20 protein-coding genes are annotated in these 19,771 nt (G+C 43.8%); 5 read left to right on the top strand and 15 right to left on the bottom strand.

Annotation, left to right across the window (positions count from 1 at the left end; translation table 11 throughout):
- Window positions 1-77 precede the first annotated feature (77 nt).
- The 3 genes from nusA to P5683_RS15095 all read right to left on the bottom strand — a co-directional run bounded on the left by nusA (window position 78) and on the right by P5683_RS15095 (window position 3,629).
- On the bottom strand, window positions 78-1,325 hold the full coding sequence (gene nusA / locus P5683_RS15105) for a transcription termination factor NusA (protein WP_006621527.1): 1,248 nt from the start codon (window positions 1,323-1,325) through the stop codon (window positions 78-80).
- A 66-nt stretch (window positions 1,326-1,391) separates the two neighbouring features.
- Window positions 1,392-1,853, bottom strand: a complete 462-nt coding sequence (gene rimP, locus P5683_RS15100) for a ribosome maturation factor RimP (protein WP_006621528.1) — start codon at window positions 1,851-1,853, stop codon at window positions 1,392-1,394.
- Between the two features lie 315 nt (window positions 1,854-2,168).
- Window positions 2,169-3,629 carry a hypothetical protein gene (locus P5683_RS15095; RefSeq protein ID WP_081593339.1) on the bottom strand — a complete coding sequence of 487 codons (1,461 nt, stop codon included), beginning with the start codon at window positions 3,627-3,629 and terminating at the stop codon, window positions 2,169-2,171.
- Between the two features lie 80 nt (window positions 3,630-3,709).
- Here P5683_RS15095 and P5683_RS15090 point away from each other — a divergent pair, with 80 nt between their 5' ends.
- The 3 genes from P5683_RS15090 to P5683_RS15080 all read left to right on the top strand — a co-directional run bounded on the left by P5683_RS15090 (window position 3,710) and on the right by P5683_RS15080 (window position 6,113).
- Window positions 3,710-4,702: a glycosyltransferase family A protein gene (locus P5683_RS15090; protein ID WP_006621530.1), complete on the top strand. Its 993-nt coding sequence runs from the start codon at window positions 3,710-3,712 to the stop codon at window positions 4,700-4,702.
- A 359-nt stretch (window positions 4,703-5,061) separates the two neighbouring features.
- Window positions 5,062-5,412 carry a 30S ribosomal protein S6 gene (gene rpsF / locus P5683_RS15085; protein ID WP_006670624.1) on the top strand — a complete coding sequence of 117 codons (351 nt, stop codon included), beginning with the start codon at window positions 5,062-5,064 and terminating at the stop codon, window positions 5,410-5,412.
- Between the two features lie 146 nt (window positions 5,413-5,558).
- The gene (locus P5683_RS15080) at window positions 5,559-6,113 is read left to right on the top strand and encodes an Npun_F5560 family protein (protein ID WP_006621535.1); all 555 of its coding nucleotides are present in this window, start codon (window positions 5,559-5,561) and stop codon (window positions 6,111-6,113) included.
- A 95-nt stretch (window positions 6,114-6,208) separates the two neighbouring features.
- On the opposite strand, the gene P5683_RS15075 is transcribed toward P5683_RS15080, so the two are convergent.
- The 6 genes from P5683_RS15075 to P5683_RS15050 all read right to left on the bottom strand — a co-directional run bounded on the left by P5683_RS15075 (window position 6,209) and on the right by P5683_RS15050 (window position 12,765).
- Window positions 6,209-8,206: a response regulator gene (locus P5683_RS15075; RefSeq protein WP_315640345.1), complete on the bottom strand. Its 1,998-nt coding sequence runs from the start codon at window positions 8,204-8,206 to the stop codon at window positions 6,209-6,211.
- Between the two features lie 37 nt (window positions 8,207-8,243).
- Entirely contained in the window at window positions 8,244-8,879 is a 636-nt protein-coding gene (locus tag P5683_RS15070) for a chemotaxis protein CheC (protein WP_006621537.1), read from the bottom strand.
- 12 nt (window positions 8,880-8,891) lie between these two features.
- Window positions 8,892-9,263 carry a response regulator gene (locus P5683_RS15065; protein WP_006670822.1) on the bottom strand — a complete coding sequence of 124 codons (372 nt, stop codon included), beginning with the start codon at window positions 9,261-9,263 and terminating at the stop codon, window positions 8,892-8,894.
- Window positions 9,264-9,491: 228 nt separating this feature from the next.
- Window positions 9,492-9,893, bottom strand: coding sequence for a DUF1667 domain-containing protein (locus P5683_RS15060; protein WP_006621539.1), 402 nt, complete (start codon window positions 9,891-9,893; stop codon window positions 9,492-9,494).
- Window positions 9,894-9,922: 29 nt separating this feature from the next.
- On the bottom strand, window positions 9,923-11,188 hold the full coding sequence (locus P5683_RS15055; protein ID WP_008057102.1) for an NAD(P)/FAD-dependent oxidoreductase: 1,266 nt from the start codon (window positions 11,186-11,188) through the stop codon (window positions 9,923-9,925).
- Between the two features lie 149 nt (window positions 11,189-11,337).
- Entirely contained in the window at window positions 11,338-12,765 is a 1,428-nt protein-coding gene (locus P5683_RS15050; protein ID WP_006621541.1) for an NAD(P)/FAD-dependent oxidoreductase, read from the bottom strand.
- 271 nt (window positions 12,766-13,036) lie between these two features.
- Between P5683_RS15050 and P5683_RS15045 the strand changes: the two genes are divergently transcribed.
- Window positions 13,037-13,654, top strand: coding sequence for a GNAT family N-acetyltransferase (locus P5683_RS15045; protein WP_315640344.1), 618 nt, complete (start codon window positions 13,037-13,039; stop codon window positions 13,652-13,654).
- On the opposite strand, the gene P5683_RS15040 is transcribed toward P5683_RS15045, so the two are convergent.
- Window positions 13,644-14,540, bottom strand: a complete 897-nt coding sequence (locus P5683_RS15040; RefSeq protein ID WP_006621543.1) for a metal ABC transporter permease — start codon at window positions 14,538-14,540, stop codon at window positions 13,644-13,646. The genes P5683_RS15045 and P5683_RS15040 overlap by 11 nt on opposite strands.
- Before the next feature lie 100 nt (window positions 14,541-14,640).
- Window positions 14,641-15,426 carry a metal ABC transporter ATP-binding protein gene (locus P5683_RS15035; RefSeq protein WP_006621544.1) on the bottom strand — a complete coding sequence of 262 codons (786 nt, stop codon included), beginning with the start codon at window positions 15,424-15,426 and terminating at the stop codon, window positions 14,641-14,643.
- Between the two features lie 106 nt (window positions 15,427-15,532).
- Here P5683_RS15035 and P5683_RS15030 point away from each other — a divergent pair, with 106 nt between their 5' ends.
- Window positions 15,533-16,459, top strand: coding sequence for a metal ABC transporter solute-binding protein, Zn/Mn family (locus P5683_RS15030; RefSeq protein ID WP_006670824.1), 927 nt, complete (start codon window positions 15,533-15,535; stop codon window positions 16,457-16,459).
- Window positions 16,460-16,522: 63 nt separating this feature from the next.
- On the opposite strand, the gene P5683_RS15025 is transcribed toward P5683_RS15030, so the two are convergent.
- From P5683_RS15025 to P5683_RS15010, 4 genes are all read right to left on the bottom strand, one after another.
- Window positions 16,523-18,541, bottom strand: a complete 2,019-nt coding sequence (locus tag P5683_RS15025; protein WP_006621546.1) for a ribonuclease catalytic domain-containing protein — start codon at window positions 18,539-18,541, stop codon at window positions 16,523-16,525.
- 8 nt (window positions 18,542-18,549) lie between these two features.
- Window positions 18,550-18,765: a 30S ribosomal protein S18 gene (gene rpsR / locus P5683_RS15020; protein ID WP_006616668.1), complete on the bottom strand. Its 216-nt coding sequence runs from the start codon at window positions 18,763-18,765 to the stop codon at window positions 18,550-18,552.
- Between the two features lie 79 nt (window positions 18,766-18,844).
- Entirely contained in the window at window positions 18,845-19,033 is a 189-nt protein-coding gene (gene rpmG / locus P5683_RS15015) for a 50S ribosomal protein L33 (protein WP_006616669.1), read from the bottom strand.
- Between the two features lie 37 nt (window positions 19,034-19,070).
- Window positions 19,071-19,622 carry an RDD family protein gene (locus P5683_RS15010; protein WP_006670825.1) on the bottom strand — a complete coding sequence of 184 codons (552 nt, stop codon included), beginning with the start codon at window positions 19,620-19,622 and terminating at the stop codon, window positions 19,071-19,073.
- Window positions 19,623-19,771 lie beyond the last annotated feature (149 nt).

Below are 19,771 nucleotides of genomic sequence, written 5' to 3'. Positions count from 1 at the left end.
TTATACCGTATTGCCCTAAAATATTAACCTAATTTGAGATTAAATCATGCTCCTATTTGTAACATCCCCAAAACCCCCTATACCTGAATTTCAGATGTTTCTGTAGCTTCCATATCCAAACTTTCCGCTTCCGATACTTCCGCAGTTAGTTGTCCCTGAAACCTTCTAGCCTCCATTTCATCTTCCGCCGCCGCATCATACTTAGCAGCATCTTTAATATCAATTTTCCAACCCGTCAAACGTGCAGCCAATCGGACATTCTGCCCTTCCTTACCAATAGCCAGACTCAATTGGTCTTCCGCTACCAGCACATGGGCTCGACGTTCCTCTGGGTTCACCAGCCGCACTTCATCCACACGAGCCGGACTCAGAGCATTAGCAATATAAATTGACGGGTCAGGAGACCAGCGGATCACATCTATTTTCTCTCCCCGCAGTTCATTAACTACCACCTGAATTCGAGATCCCCGCGCGCCAATACAAGCTCCCACCGGATCAACATCTCTGTCCAAAGTATCAACCGCAATCTTAGTTCGTGGACCCACATGATTCGAGGGTGGGTTGGCTTCTCTAGCCACAGCCACAATTCTCACCACTTCGTCCTCAATTTCTGGCACCTCATTCGCAAACAGGTACACCACTAACCCCGCATCAGACCTAGACACAATCAATTGAGGACCACGCTGGGAACCCTGGGAAACGCGCTTCAGATATACCCGAAAAGTGGCATTAGCCCGATAGTTATCCTTGGGTAATTGTTCTCGTTTGGGTAATTCTGCCTCAACTTCTGGCTGTCCATAAACACTACTTACAGCCATAATCACCGACTGGCGCTCAAATCTCAGTACCCGAGCCTGTAGGACGGTTCCTTCATGTTCGGCGAACTCATCCTGAATCATCTTCCGCTGTTTGTCCCGTAACTTCTGAGCCAAAACCTGTTTGGTTTGAATGGCAGCCATGCGCCCAAACTCATTCTGCTCTGGGGTAACATCTAAAGTTACTGTATCTCCCAATTGAGCTTCTGGGGCGACTTCCTGCACATCCTTCAGGGAAATTTGATGGTCTTGGTTACTGGCTTGTTCCACAATAGTTAGGTTTTTGGCTAAAACCCTAAATCCCTCTTCCTCAACATCGAGTTCTACATCAAAATTATCGAAGTAGTCCTCACTAAATTGGGTGTCAATCTGAACCGTGCGCCTATAGCGTTCATACCCTTTCAGTAAGGCTTCCCGCAGAGCCTCTTCTACCGCCTGTTTCGGTAGGTTGCGCTCCGTGGAAATGCTCTCAATCATATCTTTGAGCCCGGGTAAACTTACCATTGACATAATGATTTGTCCTCGTAATTAGTTAAATACACAAATTGAGATTAGCTTGTTTCCTGAGAGTCGGCTTTATTCCCCCTCCTCTAGCAGGACTTCCGTGATTAAGGAATTGGGGATAGAGATTTGTCGCCCTTTCTGATTGATATGGACTGCCATCTCGTCGCGCCCCACCAATTTTCCACTTTGCTGTTTGTGTCCTTTGTAGGGTTCGGAGGTGGTGACTGTTACCGGAAATCCTTTGAAGGAGATAAAATCGCGATCGCAACTTAGGGACCTCGATACACCGGGACTCGATACTTCCAGAATATAAGCATCGGGAATTACATCTACCGCATCGAGTTGTTCTTCGAGGGCTCGACTCATCCGCTCACAATCTTCTAAACTGGTGTCTTGCTCCAAATTACGGATATCAACCCGCAGTACAGGAGGCTTCTGGTTAGTGTAAAACATTGCCCCCACGACTTCTAACCCCAGAGGCTTGGCGACTGGAGTGGCTAGGTCGATGATTTTGGGAATTAGGGGGTGAACCATAGTCAGATTTGATGTTAAAACGCTACAATTAGGCTCTATTGGGGTTTGTACCTCAGCCTAGGGTTACGGAAACCTGGAGATCATCCTTTACCATAAACCTCACCTGGTAGTAGGGCTATGGAAATGCTGCCACTAAAAAAAGTGGGTGTCACCCACTTGTAGATGAAACTGTATCTCCCACAAGAAGCTGAGGGCTGACCCGCAGCTTAACTTCCTTATCTATTACTCTAGCTCACAATTGAACTATTGGATGATCACCACTCCATAATTCCCTGTGGCTAGGCTATCTAGGAGTGGGGGAGGGGTCTGATCGCCTCAGTCGGACTCGTAAACAATCAATCCCTCTAATTTGCGCCTTTCCTGGATTGAGGCTAGAACTTGCTCGAAGTTTTCTTCGTCCACTCGATGTATATAATTCAGTTTAATTTCTTCTAATAGATCTACCAGTAAATATTCAAACTGCTGCATTTGTTCCCCTTCAATTTCCTGCCATAATACTTTGCCAAAGTCCCGCACCAGTTGCTCTGTTAGTTGGCTTCCCTTCCGGTCCGACATCGCTTTACGGATCGCTTCATAGGCACTATTTGGACCCTCCGTGGCTAATTGGGATAGTTCCCCGATCAGGCGATCGCTTAATTCTTTCGCCAGATTCTCAAATCCTGGTACTTTTTTAAACCTTTCTACCACCGGGGAATTTTTGACTACACTCTCCACATTATAACGAATTAGTGCCTCTATATCTGAATCTAGTTGTGGGATAACCTTATCAACCACTACCTGAATTAATTGATTAGAAATAAATTCGATTTCATTCAGGTTATTAATATTCATATACCGCTGCTGTTGTGATTGAGCGATCGCCTTACCAATATTACCTTCTCTCAGTTGGTCTTGCACTTGATTAATAAATTGGATAATCACCGCTTCCGTTAATTCCTGCGATACCGATGACACTAAACCTCGGCTGGCAAATGCTCTGAGTTTCTCCAACTTAATTAATCCCGTTTGGTCTAAACGAATAGTTACCGGAATAATCCTTAATAATCTTGCCGTTGGCAGCGGAACAAACATTAAGATATCGTACCAACGCCAGAGCATCGCATCTAGCCAAGTCACCGTGTTAAATTTACTGCTGACTACCCTAGTCCGAATCAGAAATTCCACTAAAAAGAAGATCACAAACGGAAAATCAATTCTCCAGAAATCGTTGACAAAGTTACCGGTTTCTGATAAACTTCGAAAATAATTAGCCTCCATGAACGGCTTGATCTCACTCTTAAACCAGCCTATCTCCTGTGGAAATCCATGATCGGCTAAATATTCAACAGTCCAAAAAGTAGAGAATGCTTGCTTAGAAGAATCGTCCGGGTTGGGAGCGCGATCGCGCATTCGATTTTTAATAGTCTCTAAAGCACCACTTTGATTGGCGATCGCAAAAGGGTTAGTATCAACCATTTCTATACTTTGCTGTCGCAGACTCGTCAGAATCACCTCTACTTCCGGTGATTGTAGTCCCGTCTCCACCACCTGGTTATTAAGAGCTTCTACAGTTTCTATATATCTGACCGTGTCCCGGTGGGGTTCAATCCCCATAATCGGATCATACAGTTCCGTTAACTCTCGAAAATAACGGAAATAAAAGTCGCGCCAGGGTATATAACTAATATTAAATAAAACTAGGGCATAGTTGACAACCGCTATCATTGACAGACCTCGTTCGATCCACAGACCGACCGGGTGGTTTTTATTAATCGCTCTCGGTTTTTTCATAGTCATAGACTCAATCGGTTCTGTTGACAACAACTCACTCTAGTTAAAATTTCAGTAATTGACGAATTGATTTTATTGATAATCTCATGTCTGAATCTTATCCCCGTATCAGTGTTGTGATCCCAGCTTACAACTGTGAACAGTATATTGCCGAAGCCATTGATAGTGTACTGGCTCAAACTGAGACTGATTATGAAATCATAGTTGTTGATGATGGTTCTCAAGACCAGACTCGCTCAGTAGTAGCCAACTATGACAGCCAAGTTCGCTATGTTTATCAGGATAATCAAGGGGTTTCCGTGGCGCGAAATCATGGTCTGAGTTTGGCTAGGGGTGAGTTTATCACTTTTCTCGATGCCGATGATTACTTTTTTCCCGATACCCTCCAAAGCCAACTCGCTGTATTTGATGCTGACCCCGAATTGGCGATCGTCCATAGTGGTTGGCGCAGGGTTAACCAAACTGGCGAAATGCTGATCGATGTTCAGCCTTGGGAAATGGTCGCTGAGTTGAATTTAGAGAATTGGTTGCGCTGGAAGCCTTTGGGGACTATGGGAACTTTGATGTTCCGCCGCCAGGCTTTGGATACCGTCGGAGGGTTTGAACCTGGGTTGGCTCATGCGGAGGATGTCGATTTGATTTTGCGTTTGGCCTCCAGCGGGTATCGCAGCGCTTGGCTGAAGCGATCGACTGTGTGCTATCGTCAGCACGATCGCAATACTATGCGAGATGGTATCTCTCAAGCCAAGTCTATTAATTATGTCCTCGATAAATTTTTTAATTTGCCAGATATACCCTTGGAAATTCAAGTAATTGAGGACTGGGTTCGCTATAGTACCTTGGTCTGGAGTTCCTGGTATTTATACCATACTGGGTTCAATACTGAGATGGTCGAATATTTACAGCGCTCATGGTCTTATAGTCCTTTTCTACCTATTGAAACCGTCATTAATTGGGTCGAAAGTTTTACTCAGTATTCAGAAAGTGTCGATGCTATTTTCGATGTCGATCATTTATCTACATCTCCTGAGTGGCAAAACTTATTAAAATGGGTCATGAGTAGTCTCCAATACCCCTAGACCCTATCTCGTCCTCGGAAATTATGTTAAGTTTTGTAAAACTTGTCAAAAAGTCCCCCCAGCCCTCCCAGCCGGGGGGTTGCTTTTACGGTTGACTTATGCTATTGTCTTAAATAATGGAAACATTTTAAAAAAATTTATTTGGGGTTATAATTCCATTATTTTACAGTATACCCAAATCATACCATTAGTTCCCGGCGCTTGTCAACCCCCGACCGTGATTTGGCTGAACAATTTTAAAAAAATTGAATAAAAAATCAACTTTGCTGTTGATTGTATTGTGCAGGGAACTAATGTAGAATGTATAGATCCTTGCTTCTGGGTAGAAGCCTGAATTGTCCATAAGGAGTATCATTAGAATGAAGCCTTTTATTTACGAAACCATGTATATCCTGCGCTCTGACTTAAATGAGGAGCAGCTAGAGGCGGCGCGAGCCAAATATCAAGACATCCTGCGGGAACATGGCGCACAAAATCTTGAGGTGCAAAATTTGGGTAAGCGTCGTTTAGCTTATGATATCGACAAGTATCGCGAAGGCATTTACATCCAGATGAACTATGAAGGTGGCGACAGCGACCAGATTAAAGTCATGGAAAGAGCCATGCGTATAGGTGGGGATGTAATTCGTTATCTGACGATTAAACAAGATGTCACCCCATCTGCTGTCCAAGTCGAAGCCGAACCAGAAGCCGAACCCCAAGAGGTGTAAAGCTCAAGTCAGGTCAGGAGTTGGTGACGGTTAGCCGTGCCAATTCGCGACCCGGGGATACTCCTTTTGTCTCTCTCTTGCCGATTGGGTGGAATTGGGAGTATTTTAGGGGGCATATTGGAAGTTTATAGGAGCCATTGGTTATCATGAGCCAGAAAAATAATCCCAACTCCCAGGAACTCACAGCAGAAGTCGCGCGGCTGAGTGAAGAGTTAAAAATGCGAGATCAACTGGTGCAGCAGTTATCTCAAGAATTATTCCGTCTGGTGAAGGGAAATGCTAATTTAGCGCCAGATCCAGAAATGGCCGAGCGACACCAGGCTCAGATGAAGTCCTTGCGGGAACAACTCCAGCAAGTAGAGGAACAGGTTAAGTTTTATCAAGACCAGATCAATGAGCGGGATCTGGAAGTTTACCAACTTAGACAGTCTGTCCAGGAGTTAACCGATCGCTCTCGAATGCTGGAACAGGTAGTTCAAGAATTACCTGGAGTCTACCGCCAGAAGTTTTCAGAACGCCTCGAAGAGGTCATGGAAAGGGTGGAAAAACTGCAACGGGAAAATCGGCAACTGCACGCAGAACTACAAAGTGTTACCTATCGTCTGGCTCAAAAGAGTCGCCGTCCCGGCAATTTAGATCTGCCAACTTTTCAGCCAGGAACTCAGACTGTAATCGAGTTTCCTAGTTTAGGGAAGGCATGATTTTTTCCTGAGTCAGGGTCAAACCTCGTCAAACTTAGGGGTCGGTTCTAGGGAGCATCGCAGAACAAACCCCTTTATTTTTATGAATCAAGTGCCTAGGGTTTTGGGGGACTAGAATTAAGGCATTTTTGCAGCACTTCTAATAACTCCTGTGTGGTGAAAGGTTTTGCTAAAAATATATCAACTCCTAACTCAGCTATATCTTTGGCTATATCTACTGAAAAGTAACCGCTAATTCCGACAATTTTAATTTGAGGATTCAGGGATTTTAGCTCCCTAATAGTAGTTTTGCCAGCCATAACAGGCATCATAATATCGATAACCACACAGTCAATTTGCTCTAAATATTGACGGTATATTTTAATCGCCTCAACTCCATTACTTGCTACCAAAACTTGATATTGAAAACTCTCTAAACTCGCTTTAGTAATTTCTCGGATAGGTTCTTCATCATCAACCACTAAAATTAGTTGACCCTGACCTGTAATTAATTCTAAATGCTCATAAACCGTAGTTTCTGTGTCCTCTGAGGCGGGTATATAAACTCTAAAAGTAGTTCCGCAACCCATTTGAGTATCAACGTCAATAAAGCCATTATGACCCTTAACTATACCTAGGACTGTGGATAGTCCTAAGCCACTACCTTTAGCAAATTCTTTGGTAGTAAAAAACGGTTCAAATATCCGGTCTAAGACTTCTTGGGTAATGCCAGTTCCCGTATCAGAGACGGTAATCATTACATAACAACCTTCCCTCGCATCAAGGTTTAAACGAGCTTCTTTTTGGTTTAAAATAACATTACTAGCTGATAGTGATAAATTCCCCCCGCCTGGCATGGCATCTCGTGCGTTGACACAGAGATTCATTAAGATTTGATGTAGTTGGGTGGGGTCGCCATAAACTGTCCAGAGTTCCTTAGAAACATTGGTGCTAACATTGATAGATTTGGGGAATGTCTCCCTGGCAATATCTGCTACTTCACTAATTAAGTGTCTGACTTGAAAAATCTCTAGTTTCCCTTCAAAGCCTTTGGCGAAGGAAAGAACTTGCTTAATTAAATGGGCTCCCCGTTTGGTGTTATTTTCAATTAACTTGAGCATTTTATTTTGTTTTTCTTGGTCAAGTCCTAATTGAAACATTTGCACGGAGGCGAGAATCGGTGTCAAAATATTATTGAGGTCATGGGCTATGCCACTGGCTAGGGTGCCAATGCTTTCTAGTCTTTGCGCTCTCAGTAGTTGGATTTCTAGTCTCTTGGTTTCGGTAATATCTGAGAGAACACCGACTATTTCTTCAATGTGACCAGAGGCATCACACACCAGCTTCATTTCGTCTCGTAACCAACGATAACTGCCATTTTTATGGCGGAAACGATATTCGGTGGTTAGGTGATTTAATTTGAGAATTTGTGAGCAACGATGATGGATTTTGGGGCGGTCATCAGGGTGAATGCGATCGCTCCAAAAATTGGGGGTATTAATCCATTCACTAGGTTGATATCCTAGTTGAGTTATGAGATTATCACTGATAAATTTAGGGGGATAGTCATCGGTCGCATAACAAGTATAAATAATCGCCGGACTCGATGCTAATAAATGTTCAAGTTGAATCTGAATAGAACTTAATCTCGCTTCGGTTTGCTCAAGTTTAGTGATTTTTTGTTGTAGTTCTGTTTCTCGAATTACCCGTTCGGTAACATCAGCAATTACAGTAATAGTTCCGCAAATTTCTCCCGCTTCAATTAAGGGAGCAATACGGACGCTTTGTTGCATTGGGGATAAAGAATGACTGCCAATATTTGCCGGAATATTAATGAGATAGGAATGGAGGCGCTGAGACAGGAAAGCTACTTGACCTTGGAGAGCTTGTTCATAAAATCGATGGATTCCTCGTTCTTTCATGTCAGGATAAAGGCTGAATAAATGACACCCAATTAAATCTTGGGCTGACCTACCACTGTGGATTTCTAGCCAATGATTCCAACTGAGAAATTCTAATTTATTATTAGTAGTAAAAATGCCCTGTTCTGCAAAGTTATTGAGCCATTTTAACAAGGCTTGACTATGGGAAAGATGGATATTATGATCTAACATAATTAGGTAAATCCCATATTTAATAGTAATTGGTGGATTACCGAGTCAGAGATGGCGCTACAGCCTCATCTGCCCAACTGTCTATCAACTCCAATAATTTCTCTAAGGAAACTACACCCAATACCAGCACTAGATAGCCGTTTACGGAGTCTTCACGCATTTTAAAGGAGGTATACATTACCATGGCATAGCGGACTTCTTCCTTGCCAATAATCAGAGAATGAATCAGTCCATCTAGGGCTTCTAGGTAAAGGCGCGGTACCGAAAAGGAAATCTGAATTTCTAGTAAATTTCCGAATACACTTAAACAGGAGTTAAGTAGGATATTGCCAATTTCTGTTAGCACTTCTCCGGCGGGAACGTCAAGGCGATCGCTTGATGGGCTACCCTCTGGGGACACTAAACGGGACAACATTACCGCCCCTTCATAGTTTAATAATAATAGAGCATTTCCCGACACTGGCCCGGTGAAAATCTGCTGTACTGTGGCAATTTCACCATTAACAAAACTCGCCAGTTTAGCCGCTAATTCTTCAATAGGATGAATAGAAACTTGAGGAACATCAAGCAAAATGCGATGACCCGTTAGCTGTGATAAAGAATTGGCAGTGCGAGCAAAACCAATATTAATTAACTCAGTTAGAGCATCTTTTTGCTTTTCGGTCAGGATCATCGCAGCACCTCCCTAGGACTGTGATATAGTAATGAGAGCTTGATTTACCTGGTCGAGAACACTTTGAGCCATAAAAGGCTTGGTAATGTAGCCCACAGCCCCAGCGGCTTGAACTGCAGCGCGAGTCATTTCCTGAGCATCAGCACTGGCAATAATAACCCTAGCTGTGTTATCCATTGCCATGAGTTTTTCTAAAACTTCTGTCCCCTGCATATCTGGCATAGCCAGATCAATTAAAACCAGGTCTGGTTTATCGATAAAGTAGCGTTCCAGCGCAGCTAGTCCCCCTGTAGCTTCAATGACTTCGTGTTTATCTGTTTCTAAGATACCACGCATAATCCTACGGGAGAGACTAGAATCATCAACGATTAAAATTTTAGCCATTGCCAAGTCTCCCAAGCCCTGCGGTTGATTACGGTGGAGTATAAACAGGATCTATATTTAGTCTCCTACAACATATATAGTAACAGGAAACTATGGGTTTTCTAAAATTTTTGTACAAATTTTAACAATCTAGTTAACTACTAGGTGATCTGCTAAAATAGATGATACGAGAACTTATACAAGGTGCCGAAACACCTTGTATAAATCAATTTTAGTCGATTTTGACCATCAATTGGGAGCAGTAGGCATATCTCGTGATGCCACCACATCGACACCTAAATCAAGAACATTAGATAAGATGGTATCGCCGATATGAATCGGGGCGGTAACATTCACTTGCCGCAATTGCTGACATAATTCTATCACTTTTTCTTTCGGTATGGCTGCGGTAGTTTTTACGGGTAATTTTGCCCAAATACCATTATTAACTCGCACTGTAGTTGTCACCATGCGACGGGGTTCGGTGTGTTCCTGTTTGGCATATTCTTCGCCTCGCTTACAGGTGAAGCCTCGCACTTCGACGATGTAGCCATTATCTTCCTCAACTTCTAGGCGACATCCCAAAGGACAACCAATACATAGATAATGAGAAATGGTGGTTTCTGAGGTGGTTTCTGTGGTTTTAGTCATGGCTTATTTCTCCTCAAAATTTGCTGGATTTACTCAAGGGGGAGGATATCAATTGTTAAAGCCTCTCCGTGGAAGTTCTGCAAAAACCGGGGTTTGACTTTCAGGTTGACCATTTCGGCGGGGAATACATACCGGAGTTTTTTCTCGTATATATCCCCAAGTTTTAAAATGCTTTCCTTGAGAGGACGACGCACTCGCATATAAACGGTATGATCCCGATCGCTCGAAATGGTTTGAGGTACACAATAGGCGACATTTTCACCAGGAATTAAACGGATATTATCGGTAGGTGGGCGATTTTTAGTTACATATAATCCCGCATTTCGACCAGCTAAAATGGCTTCTTGGCTGACAAAATCAACTAGATCATGAATGTGGACGACATTACCACAAGCAAAAACTCCATTCATAGAAGTTTCCATGGTGCTGCTAACCACTGGACCACTGGTAACCGGATCAATTCGCAGTTGTAATTGACGAGATAGTTCGTTTTCGGGAATTAATCCAATCGATAATAACAGGGTGTCGCAGGGAACATACCAGCTTTGGTCGGCGAGGGGTTGTAGATGTTCATTAACTGGCGCGACGGTGACTCCTTCAATGCGATCGCGTCCATGAATTTCTACTACTGTGGTAGATAGATATAGGGGGATATTAAAGTCCTGTAAACATTGCACAATGTTCCGGTTTAATCCGTTGGCGTGGGGCATGATTTCAAATACTCCCGCCACTTCTACCCCTTCCAAGGTTAGCCGTCTCGCCATAATTAATCCGATATCCCCAGAACCCAGAATTACGGCTTTATTTCCAGGTAGAAATCCTAGTAAATTTACAAATCTTTGGGCCAACCCGGCGGTTAAGACTCCTGAACAGCGGGTTCCGGGGGTGCGAATAGCGCCACGAGTCCTTTCTCTCGCACCCATGGCTAAGACGGTGGCTTTGGCGGAAATGACGTGCATTCCGTGGCTTCCAGACATTAATTTAACTCGCCGATCGCCATCTATATCTAAGATATAGGCATCTGCTATAATGTCTATATCCTGGGCGATCGCTTGTTCTAAAAAACGTTGAGCATATTCAGGTCCGGTCAATTCTTCTTTAAAGTGTTGGAGTCCAAAACCGGGGTGAATACATTGCAATAAAATGCCTCCCGCTTCCTTTTCGCGATCGACAATTAAAATTCGTTCAGCGCCAGACTCTTTCGCGCCTAACGCCGCCGCTATCCCAGCGGGTCCGCCGCCAACAACTACTACATCATAGTTGCTATTTAGGTGCTTAATACTCTCGGTAATCATGATAATTTTTCAATGGCTAACAACAAACACAGACTAAATTTGGGGCGGGTTATATAGTCAATTTTTGTCGGTAGTAAGTAACCGACATTAACCCGCCATTTTTAGGCACAATAAGCTATGGGTTGTAATCAGTGTTAATTAGTGGGTATTTATGAATGCTGTTCACGCACTACCCAGGTATCGCCGCCACGTTTGGTAATTTCGGTCATGGGAATGTTATATTCCTGGGATAAAAGTTGCATACAGCGTCCTGTACAAAATCCCCCCTGACAGCGACCCATTCCCGCGCGGGTGCGGAATTTAATGCCATCTAATGTTTTTGCGCCTCGGCTGATCGCATCCAGAATTTCACCCTCGGAAATTAACTCACACCGACAGATAATTCGACCATAGCTAGGGTTTTGGTTGACCAGTGCAATTTGTGCTTCTGTAGAAAGAGAGGCGAAATGAATGGGTTTAGTAATTGAGGGAATAAAGCTATCTTTGGGGGCTAAGGATAAGCCTTCTTCGTGTAAAATATCCCTAACCATAGTGGCGATCGCTGGTGCTGCGGTTAGTCCTGGTGATTGAATTCCCGCCACGTTAATAAAGCCAGGTTTCGCCGTAGTCCCGATGATAAAATCTTCTCCGTCTACTACCGCGCGGAGTCCCGCAAATTCAGCTATACAGTCCCTAGGACTAATTCCTGGGACGGTTTGGGTAACTGCATCAAAAACTTTTTTTCCCCCTTCGTGGGAGGTGGTTAAATCGGTCTTATCGTCCACCATTTCGGCGGTAGGACCCACCATTAAAGTCCCGTCATAGGTGGGGATGACTAAGATACCTTTAGAAACGGGAGTAGGACAGGGAAAAATTACTCGTTTGACCAGTCCAATTAATCGCTTATCGAGGAGATATTCCTCTCCTTTACGGGGTTTGATGGTAAAGGTACGCACTCCCGCAAATTCAGCGATCGCATCTGCATATAGTCCAGCCGCATTAATCACAAAACGAGTATTAAATTCCCCTCTGGGGGTATGGATTACCCAGTGATGATCAGGGGTTTGATTAATGGCTGTAACTTTACAATTGGTAAAGAGATTTAAGCCGTTTATACAGGCATTTTCAATTAGAGCAAAACAAGCCTCGTAGGGATTAACCACCCCAGTTGTTGGCGCATATAAAGCAGCGATCGCCTCTGATGTTAGGTGAGGTTCTTCTTTTCGCAGGCGTTCCCGTTGCCAAATTTCTAAGCCAGGAACTCCTTTAGCTTCCCCCTGTTTTTGCAATTTTTCTAGTGTGGGTATTTGGTCTTCTGCGAAAGCGACAGTAAGTTCTCCAATGCGTTTAAAACCAAACCCTAATTCTTCGCAGATGGTATCCCACATTTGGTTTCCTTCCCATTCTAGCCTACCTTTCAGCGTATTAGGGGAACTGTGATGTCCACCGTGAATAATACCGCTGTTGGCTTTGCTGGTTCCGAAACCCACTTCTGCTTCTGATTCAATTAGCGCAACTCGAATCGCATACCGCATCAATTCTCGCGCAATGGTGCATCCGGTTACACCACCACCGATAATGATTGCATCATACAACATGATCCTATCCTGTAAGTGTTTGCTTGTCGGTCATACAGTGTTTAATCAATTGAAATTGTTAGTCAATCAAACTGCTCAATCTGGTTAAGCGGTGGACATCAGTTTCTGGCTGCTACAGCCGCGATCGCATGGATCTGTAAACTGAATCCTCTATCTTCAGTGTAAGGACAAATTGATGATTTGTCATCCGTATTTAGGTTAAGTATTTTTAAGCGCCATTATTCAACTATGGTATAATTAATCCGGCAAAATTCATCAATGGACAAGTTGAATGAGCATTAATTTTACGCAAATTAACTCTGGGAATGAACTTAACTCAGCCATGGCCAAAGGTCTTTATACTACTGTCCATGAGTGTTTTTCTGCTCCCCCTTTTAACGAAAAAGTAACCCCAGAAAAAGTCAATTTTTACTTTCAAAAATATATTGAATCCGGGGTTTTATACTTGGCTTATTCTGACTCAAACCCCATGGGATTTATTGCGGCACTCCCCTTAGCTGAAACCGCCAATATAGGAGAGTTAGAATTTTTTGAGACTTGGGGATATATGAATAACCAAAAAGTTCATCTAAATTCTGATTTATTCACTCAGCAAACCGGACTCAGCATTGATAAATTATACTATGTCGCTGATTTAGGTGTAGCCATTAATTACCGTCAGCAAGGTATCGCCACAGGACTGTTTAAAACCTTATTTGGTCATTTATCAGATCACATTGGTTATATCTTGAGAACTACAGCCAACCCTGAATATGCTTATTTACCTGAGTTTTATCAAAAGTTGGGGTTTAAAATGATACCAATTAGCCAAAGTGTTGAGTATTATCATTTTAAAAATGAATTAATCCAGGATAGCCGTTTAATTTTAGTGAAATTACCTAACGATTAATTAAATTTTTGATTTCCTTTAAAAGTGGCGGTTCTTTGGATATCTTAACCGGGTGGGTTAGCAGTCCTTCACTAGGGCTAAATAAAAACGCCATTAGGAATAAACCAGAAGCCACCAAGACAATGGCTGGACCGGAAGGCAAGTTATAGAAATAACTCAGATACATTCCACTCATGCTAGAACCCACGCCAATTAACACCCCTAAAATCATCACATTATGCAAACGATTAACCAATAAATAAGCGGTGGCTGATGGTGTAATTAATAAGGATAAAACTAAGATGACTCCTACGGCTTTGAGACTGGCGACAATAGTTAAGGAAATTAACATCATTAACCCTAAATTTAACAGGTTCACAGGTAAGCCAGCCGCCTCCGCGCCCTGGGGGTCAAAGGTATAGAACAATAATTCTTTATAAATGAGGAAGACGACCAATAAGACAATAGCAGCAATAATCATTGTATCCCGGACATCGGAGGCTGTAACTCCCAAGATATTGCCAAAGAGAAAATGATTTAAGTCGATTTTATTGTCTTTTTGAATGATGGTAATTAGAGTAATCCCCAAAGCAAAAAAGCCGGAAAAAACAATCCCCATGGCTGCGTCTTCTTTGATTTTGGAGTGGGTGCGGATTATTTCGATTAATACTGTACTGAATACCCCAGCGATAAACGCACCTACAAAAATATTAAACCCTAAAATAAAGGCGATCGCTAATCCAGGTAAAACGGAATGGCTGATGGCATCCCCTAATAAAGCCAGCCGCTGCACCATTAAATAACTACCAACCACGGCACAAATTAACCCCACCAATATAGCAATAGTGAGCGATCGCTGCATGAAACCATATTGCAAAGGTTCTATTAATATTTCCCAAACTATCATGTTGATACTGTCTCTTATATCTTCAGAACCTGGATTTTTGTGGATGGATATACAGGGCAAAAAACCGGGTTTATCCTCAATAGATAATTCTCCAACGCCATTAAGCTGCATTGTCTGAGAAAAACATGACCCTACCACCATAAGCATGATCAAGATTTTCCTGAGTTAAGACAGCTTCCCTAGTTCCGGCGGCGATTAGTTCTTTGTTTAGCAGAATTAAGTCATCAAAATTGGTAATGGATTTACCTAAGTCGTGATTAACTACTAACACAATTTTGCCGGAAGCTGCTAACTCCCTGAAAATACTAAAAATCACATTTTCAGTTTTTTGATCAATACCCGCAAAGGGTTCATCAAAGCAGAAAACTTCCGCCTGTTGCGCTAAAGATCTAGCTAAGAAAACCCGTTGCTGTTGACCTCCTGAAAGTTGACCAATAGGACGCGCACTATAGCTTTCCATTCCTACCCGCTGTAAGGCTTGGGTAGCCAAGCGACGACTGACTCCCGAAAAGCCTCTAAACCAACCAGTTTGGCGGACTCTTCCCATCATTACTACATCCCAAACTGTGGCGGGATAGGTCCAGTCTATCTGCGATCGCTGGGGGACGTAGGCGACGCGGTGGCGTTGTTGACTCAGGGGACGTTCACCGAAAATGGCAGGGCTTCCTGTGGCAGGAATCAGCCCCAAAATAGCTTTTAACAAGGTACTCTTACCCGCACCATTGGGTCCAATAATTCCGGTTAGCCGTCCTGGGTTCACCTGTAGATTAATGTCCCGCAGTGCTTCAATCCCTCGGTACTGTACCCCCAGGTTACTGATGATAATACTCATATCGGCTGAAACCTGCTTAATAAAGGAGTTGTGGGCAATTTTGAGAGTATCCATAACTATGATTTGCGATCGCTTTATTTCAAGTTATGTCAAGAATAGCACAAAAATGAAAGAAATATGAAATAATTTATGAAAACAAAATGAAAAGGACTAAGTACAAATGGCTAGACCAATGGCTAAGGGGTTAGGTGTAGTTGGGTTATTGTGTGGGTTGTTGCTGGGGGGTTGTCAGTCGCCGTCGGTGGTTTCTACTGGGGATGAAATGCCGAAAGTGGTATCTACTACCACTATTATTGCCGATTTAACTGAAGCGATCGCCTCTGACCAAATTCAACATACCAGTCTTTTACAGCCGGGGGTAGATCCTCATATTTATGAACCTGTCCCCCAGGATAGTATAGCCTTAGAAAACGCTGACCTAATTCTGTATAATGGTCATAATTTGGAACCAGGTTTAATTAGGTTAATTGAAGCGGTGGGAGAAAGGGCCATAAGAGTGGCAGTTGCTGAGTTTATCACTCCCTTAACTATTGAAGAAAATGGAGAGGTAGAACCGGATCCCCATGTGTGGGGAAATGTGGAAAATGCGATCGTCATGGTTGAGGTAATTCGGGATGAATTAATAGCACTATCCCCAGATGATCGGCAGATATTTATGGATAATGCGGAACAGCTTATTGAGGAGTTGGAAAAACTCCATATTTGGATTGGTGAACAAATTGCCACAATTCCTAGCGATCGCCGTTATCTGGTCACCACCCATGATGCTTTTCAATATTACGCCGCCGCCTATGGTTTAACTGTACCCGGAACCTTAATAGGTATCAGCACCGAAGAACAACCTAGCGCCCAAACTGTGCGGAATTTAGCAGAGGAAATCCGCCGCCTAGGAATCCCTGCTATTTTTGCAGAAACTACACTTAATCCCCAATTAATTAGGGCGGTTGCGGAAGAAGCCGGGGTGGAATTAGCCCCCCAAGAATTATATTCAGATTCTATTGGCGCACCTGGTTCCGAAGGGGATAGTTATGTTAGGATGATGCAAGCCAATACTAGGGCGATCGTAGAAGCCCTCGGCGACAACTAATTTATTAGGGCAGGTAGGGGCAGGTTTCTAACCCGTCTCCGCCTGCTGCTGGTCGCTATTCTCCTAAACCGCTGGTTCCGTGGCTGGGCTAATAATTTCCTGGAATTGAATCACGTCTTGGCGTGGGTCAGAATGGGTCACTTTGACCTCAAAGCGATCGCCAAGTTCTATATCACGGTTAAAGCGCATTGGTAACTCTAACCCTAATTCCTCCAGCATGACCAAACCTAAATTACTATCCTCGCGCAACCACCGCAGCAAAATAGCTTCCCAGACCTCATCAGTTTGACGACGCAAATATTCCAAACTCCAATAGCGGTTAGTCTCCCGTTCCACCTTCGAGGCTTCTTTCACCGCCGGACCGAGACTCATCACCATTTCCTGCATTTGTTCCACCGAAAAAGGTGGATCATCTCCCCGCAAATGAGCCTTAATCTGGAAGTGAGCCAAGAGATCGCTATAACGCCTAATGGGGGAAGTCACCTGCGTATAAGTTTCCAGGGCTAAACTTGCATGGCGAGCTGGAGTTAAGCTAACCTCACTGCGAGGCATATAACGACGCAATGCACAGGCTCTGACCGCTCCGGCTGGTAGTTGCAGCAGCTCCTCTTCTGGGGGTAGTTCCGGTTGAGGCTGGCTGCGATAGGGTAATGCTAAATTATGCTCTTGACCATAGCGAGCCGCTACCTCCCCAGTCAAAATCATCATTTCTGCCACCATTTGGCGAGACAGAGAATCATCAAGGAGTTTAACAATGACCTCATCCCCCTCCACCTTGATCATCGATTCTGGCATATAAATACTAATAGCCCCTTGGGAGGAACGCCATTGTTGGCGACGTTTGGCTAACTGTCCTAAAATCTCGATTTCTGGTTCAGCCTTAATACCCAAGTGCAGCATCTCATCCACGTCATCATAGGTGAGGCGGTAGGTAGGTTTGATGATGCTCGTATGAATGCTATAATCCTTCAGGCTGCCATCCTCATTCAGCACTACCCCGAAGCTCAAGGCACAGCAAATTTTACCCTGTACCAAACTCATCGGCCCCGTGGCTAGTTCTGGGGGGAACATGGGAATCATCCCCGTCGGTAGGTAAACGCTGGTCGTCCTGCGCCGCGCTTCTAGGTCTAGTTCATCTCCCGGTGTAATTAGACGAGTAGGGTCAGCAATGTGAATCCAAATTTTTTGGGTTCCGTCTTCCAGGAATTCTAGGCTAACTCCATCATCAATTTCGCGGGTGCTTTCGTCGTCAATGGTGTAGACCTTCAGATGAGTTAAATCGAACCGATGACCTTGATCCGGGTCAGGTTGGGGAGATTGCAAATAATATTGAGCCACGTCTAGCACCTTTGCGGGAAACTGGGTTGGGATCTGACTGCGCCATAGGGAAAGATTCTCATGCAGACTCCATATCCCCAAGTCTACCAACAATTGAAAAGAGGCACTGGGAGTTTGAGGGCGATTAAGACTGCTTAGGGTTTCTAAGGCGGGTCCGGTATGGGATGCTTCCTCCCCATAAAGAGCAAAACGTTCTAAAGCATCAAGGCGAGTGCGATCGCTCCCCCGCCATTCTACCACCTCTCCCGCTAGACATTGTTCAACTCGCTGCCAAAACAGTTGGGTTTCCTGTTCCCGTTGCTGTTCAACTTCCTGTTGATGTTTGATTTCTGCTACCTGGTTGGGAGGGCGAGGTTCATAGCGATCGCCCTTCTGTTTAAAGTAGAGTTTATCATTGCATAGCAACAGGTGGCTGGCATAACACTGGGCTGGAGTTTCCTCCGAAAATAGCAACAATGCCATTCCTTTGGGGTCTACTGTTTCCCCCTCTTCAATCAAAATCTCCCAGGCTATCTCTAAACTAGCTGGATCTAGATAGGGTTGTATTTCTTCATAAAAAGAGGGAATATCAGCAGGACGATAAGTCGTTCCCCCTACCTCATAGGTAATTTGTCTGGGATGAACGGTATGGGAATTTCCCTGGTCATCAACTAAGATCCAGTGCTTTTTTCCTTCAGGGCGATCTACCACAGCGAGACGGCGCTCCCCATGATGACGGAATTCAACTAAGGTTCCCTTTTCCACCAATTCAATCAGCCTTCTTTATTGACAAAGGGCAGCATGGCTAAAATTCTAGCCCGTTTGATCGCTTTTGTCAGGTCTCGTTGTTGTTTACAGGTTAAACCGGTAATGCGGCGGGGTAGAATTTTGCCCCGTTCGGTCATAAACTTTTTCAACAACTCGATGTTTTTATAATCAATGGGGGTTTTGGGATCAATGGGCGAAACTTGGCGACGGAAATAGCTCATGGGCTTTGACTCCTGTTAGTTTAATGGATGATTCTATGTCGATGGGGATGACTACTCTCCCACCAGTCATCTGAAAGCACTATTTGATTTCTTTGTGAACCGTATGTTTGTTACAGTGGGTGCAGAATTTCTTGAGTTCCATTCTGCCAGTTGTATTCCGACGGTTTTTGGTCGTTGTATACCGTGACACACCCTTAGAACGCTTATCGGTATTGGTGCGACACTCAGTGCATTCCAGCGTGATTACAATGCGAACACCTTTAGCCATAATCCTAAAAGATTTCTTAATAAAGCACAATCATCTATTATTTCAGGTATTGCTGCATTTTGTCAATCCAATTTTTGACTCTAATATCCAGAGAATAGCCTCGCTGAACACCAATAACGATGGTTTCGCCCAGGCGATCGTGAAAAGTTTGCGGGTATTGAGCCATATCAAAAAGCACAGTTCCACCATCAGCGATCAGGGGAACTAATAATAACACAACTCCGGCATGGCCTGAAGCCAGACTGCCTAATCCATTTAGGGCCAAGAATACAAAAAACCCTAGGACCCCCTCGCGCTTAGATAATTCTAGCAATTGCGGTGTTCGGTGGAATCGTGTATCAATTACCCTCATATTCAAAGCCCAGCGCCCCAAGCTCTGTCCGTAGTTTCGATAAACGACAAACACCCGTGAGGCTATCCAAAGCAGCATAAATACCAAAAATCCGACTAAGCCACTAAGCCCTAATAAACCAGTAATCAACAACACTAGAAATGCGTCAATCCCTAATGCGATCGCCCGACACCAAGTTGGAACCCTTGGAAAAGCAGGGGCTACTAACTCAGATAACTCAGACCTTTCAGAACTCATGGTGAATACCAGATTATCAAAAGACAAAGCCTCAATCAAATCAAGAAAGAGGCAGAGTCATCATATTAAATTGTAGTGTAGAAACCAAACCCTAAAGGCTGCATAGAGAAAAAGCGAGTGTAAAAGAGGTCAAGCCCTCGGTCTGTTAG

The sequence above is a fragment of the Limnospira sp. PMC 1279.21 genome, assembly GCF_032349615.1.
Lineage (GTDB): Bacteria > Cyanobacteriota > Cyanobacteriia > Cyanobacteriales > Microcoleaceae > Limnospira > Limnospira fusiformis.
This window is presented reverse-complemented; position numbering and strand designations above follow the sequence as displayed.

What these genes read in the sequence shown, in the direction of transcription:
- P5683_RS15010 (WP_006670825.1), bottom strand. Translation starts at nt 19,622, where the DNA reads ATGAGTTCTGAAAGGTCTGAGTTATCTGAGTTAGTAGCCCCTGCTTTT.
- P5683_RS15045 (WP_315640344.1), top strand. Translation starts at nt 13,037, where the DNA reads ATGAGCATTAATTTTACGCAAATTAACTCTGGGAATGAACTTAACTCA.
- P5683_RS15050 (WP_006621541.1), bottom strand. Translation starts at nt 12,765, where the DNA reads ATGTTGTATGATGCAATCATTATCGGTGGTGGTGTAACCGGATGCACC.
- P5683_RS15075 (WP_315640345.1), bottom strand. Translation starts at nt 8,206, where the DNA reads ATGTTAGATCATAATATCCATCTTTCCCATAGTCAAGCCTTGTTAAAA.
- P5683_RS15040 (WP_006621543.1), bottom strand. Translation starts at nt 14,540, where the DNA reads ATGATAGTTTGGGAAATATTAATAGAACCTTTGCAATATGGTTTCATG.
- rimP (WP_006621528.1), bottom strand. Translation starts at nt 1,853, where the DNA reads ATGGTTCACCCCCTAATTCCCAAAATCATCGACCTAGCCACTCCAGTC.
- P5683_RS15030 (WP_006670824.1), top strand. Translation starts at nt 15,533, where the DNA reads ATGGCTAGACCAATGGCTAAGGGGTTAGGTGTAGTTGGGTTATTGTGT.
- P5683_RS15065 (WP_006670822.1), bottom strand. Translation starts at nt 9,263, where the DNA reads ATGGCTAAAATTTTAATCGTTGATGATTCTAGTCTCTCCCGTAGGATT.
- P5683_RS15060 (WP_006621539.1), bottom strand. Translation starts at nt 9,893, where the DNA reads ATGACTAAAACCACAGAAACCACCTCAGAAACCACCATTTCTCATTAT.
- P5683_RS15095 (WP_081593339.1), bottom strand. Translation starts at nt 3,629, where the DNA reads ATGACTATGAAAAAACCGAGAGCGATTAATAAAAACCACCCGGTCGGT.
- rpsR (WP_006616668.1), bottom strand. Translation starts at nt 18,765, where the DNA reads ATGAGCTATTTCCGTCGCCAAGTTTCGCCCATTGATCCCAAAACCCCC.
- P5683_RS15035 (WP_006621544.1), bottom strand. Translation starts at nt 15,426, where the DNA reads ATGGATACTCTCAAAATTGCCCACAACTCCTTTATTAAGCAGGTTTCA.
- P5683_RS15070 (WP_006621537.1), bottom strand. Translation starts at nt 8,879, where the DNA reads ATGATCCTGACCGAAAAGCAAAAAGATGCTCTAACTGAGTTAATTAAT.
- nusA (WP_006621527.1), bottom strand. Translation starts at nt 1,325, where the DNA reads ATGTCAATGGTAAGTTTACCCGGGCTCAAAGATATGATTGAGAGCATT.
- P5683_RS15090 (WP_006621530.1), top strand. Translation starts at nt 3,710, where the DNA reads ATGTCTGAATCTTATCCCCGTATCAGTGTTGTGATCCCAGCTTACAAC.
- rpmG (WP_006616669.1), bottom strand. Translation starts at nt 19,033, where the DNA reads ATGGCTAAAGGTGTTCGCATTGTAATCACGCTGGAATGCACTGAGTGT.
- P5683_RS15080 (WP_006621535.1), top strand. Translation starts at nt 5,559, where the DNA reads ATGAGCCAGAAAAATAATCCCAACTCCCAGGAACTCACAGCAGAAGTC.
- rpsF (WP_006670624.1), top strand. Translation starts at nt 5,062, where the DNA reads ATGAAGCCTTTTATTTACGAAACCATGTATATCCTGCGCTCTGACTTA.
- P5683_RS15055 (WP_008057102.1), bottom strand. Translation starts at nt 11,188, where the DNA reads ATGATTACCGAGAGTATTAAGCACCTAAATAGCAACTATGATGTAGTA.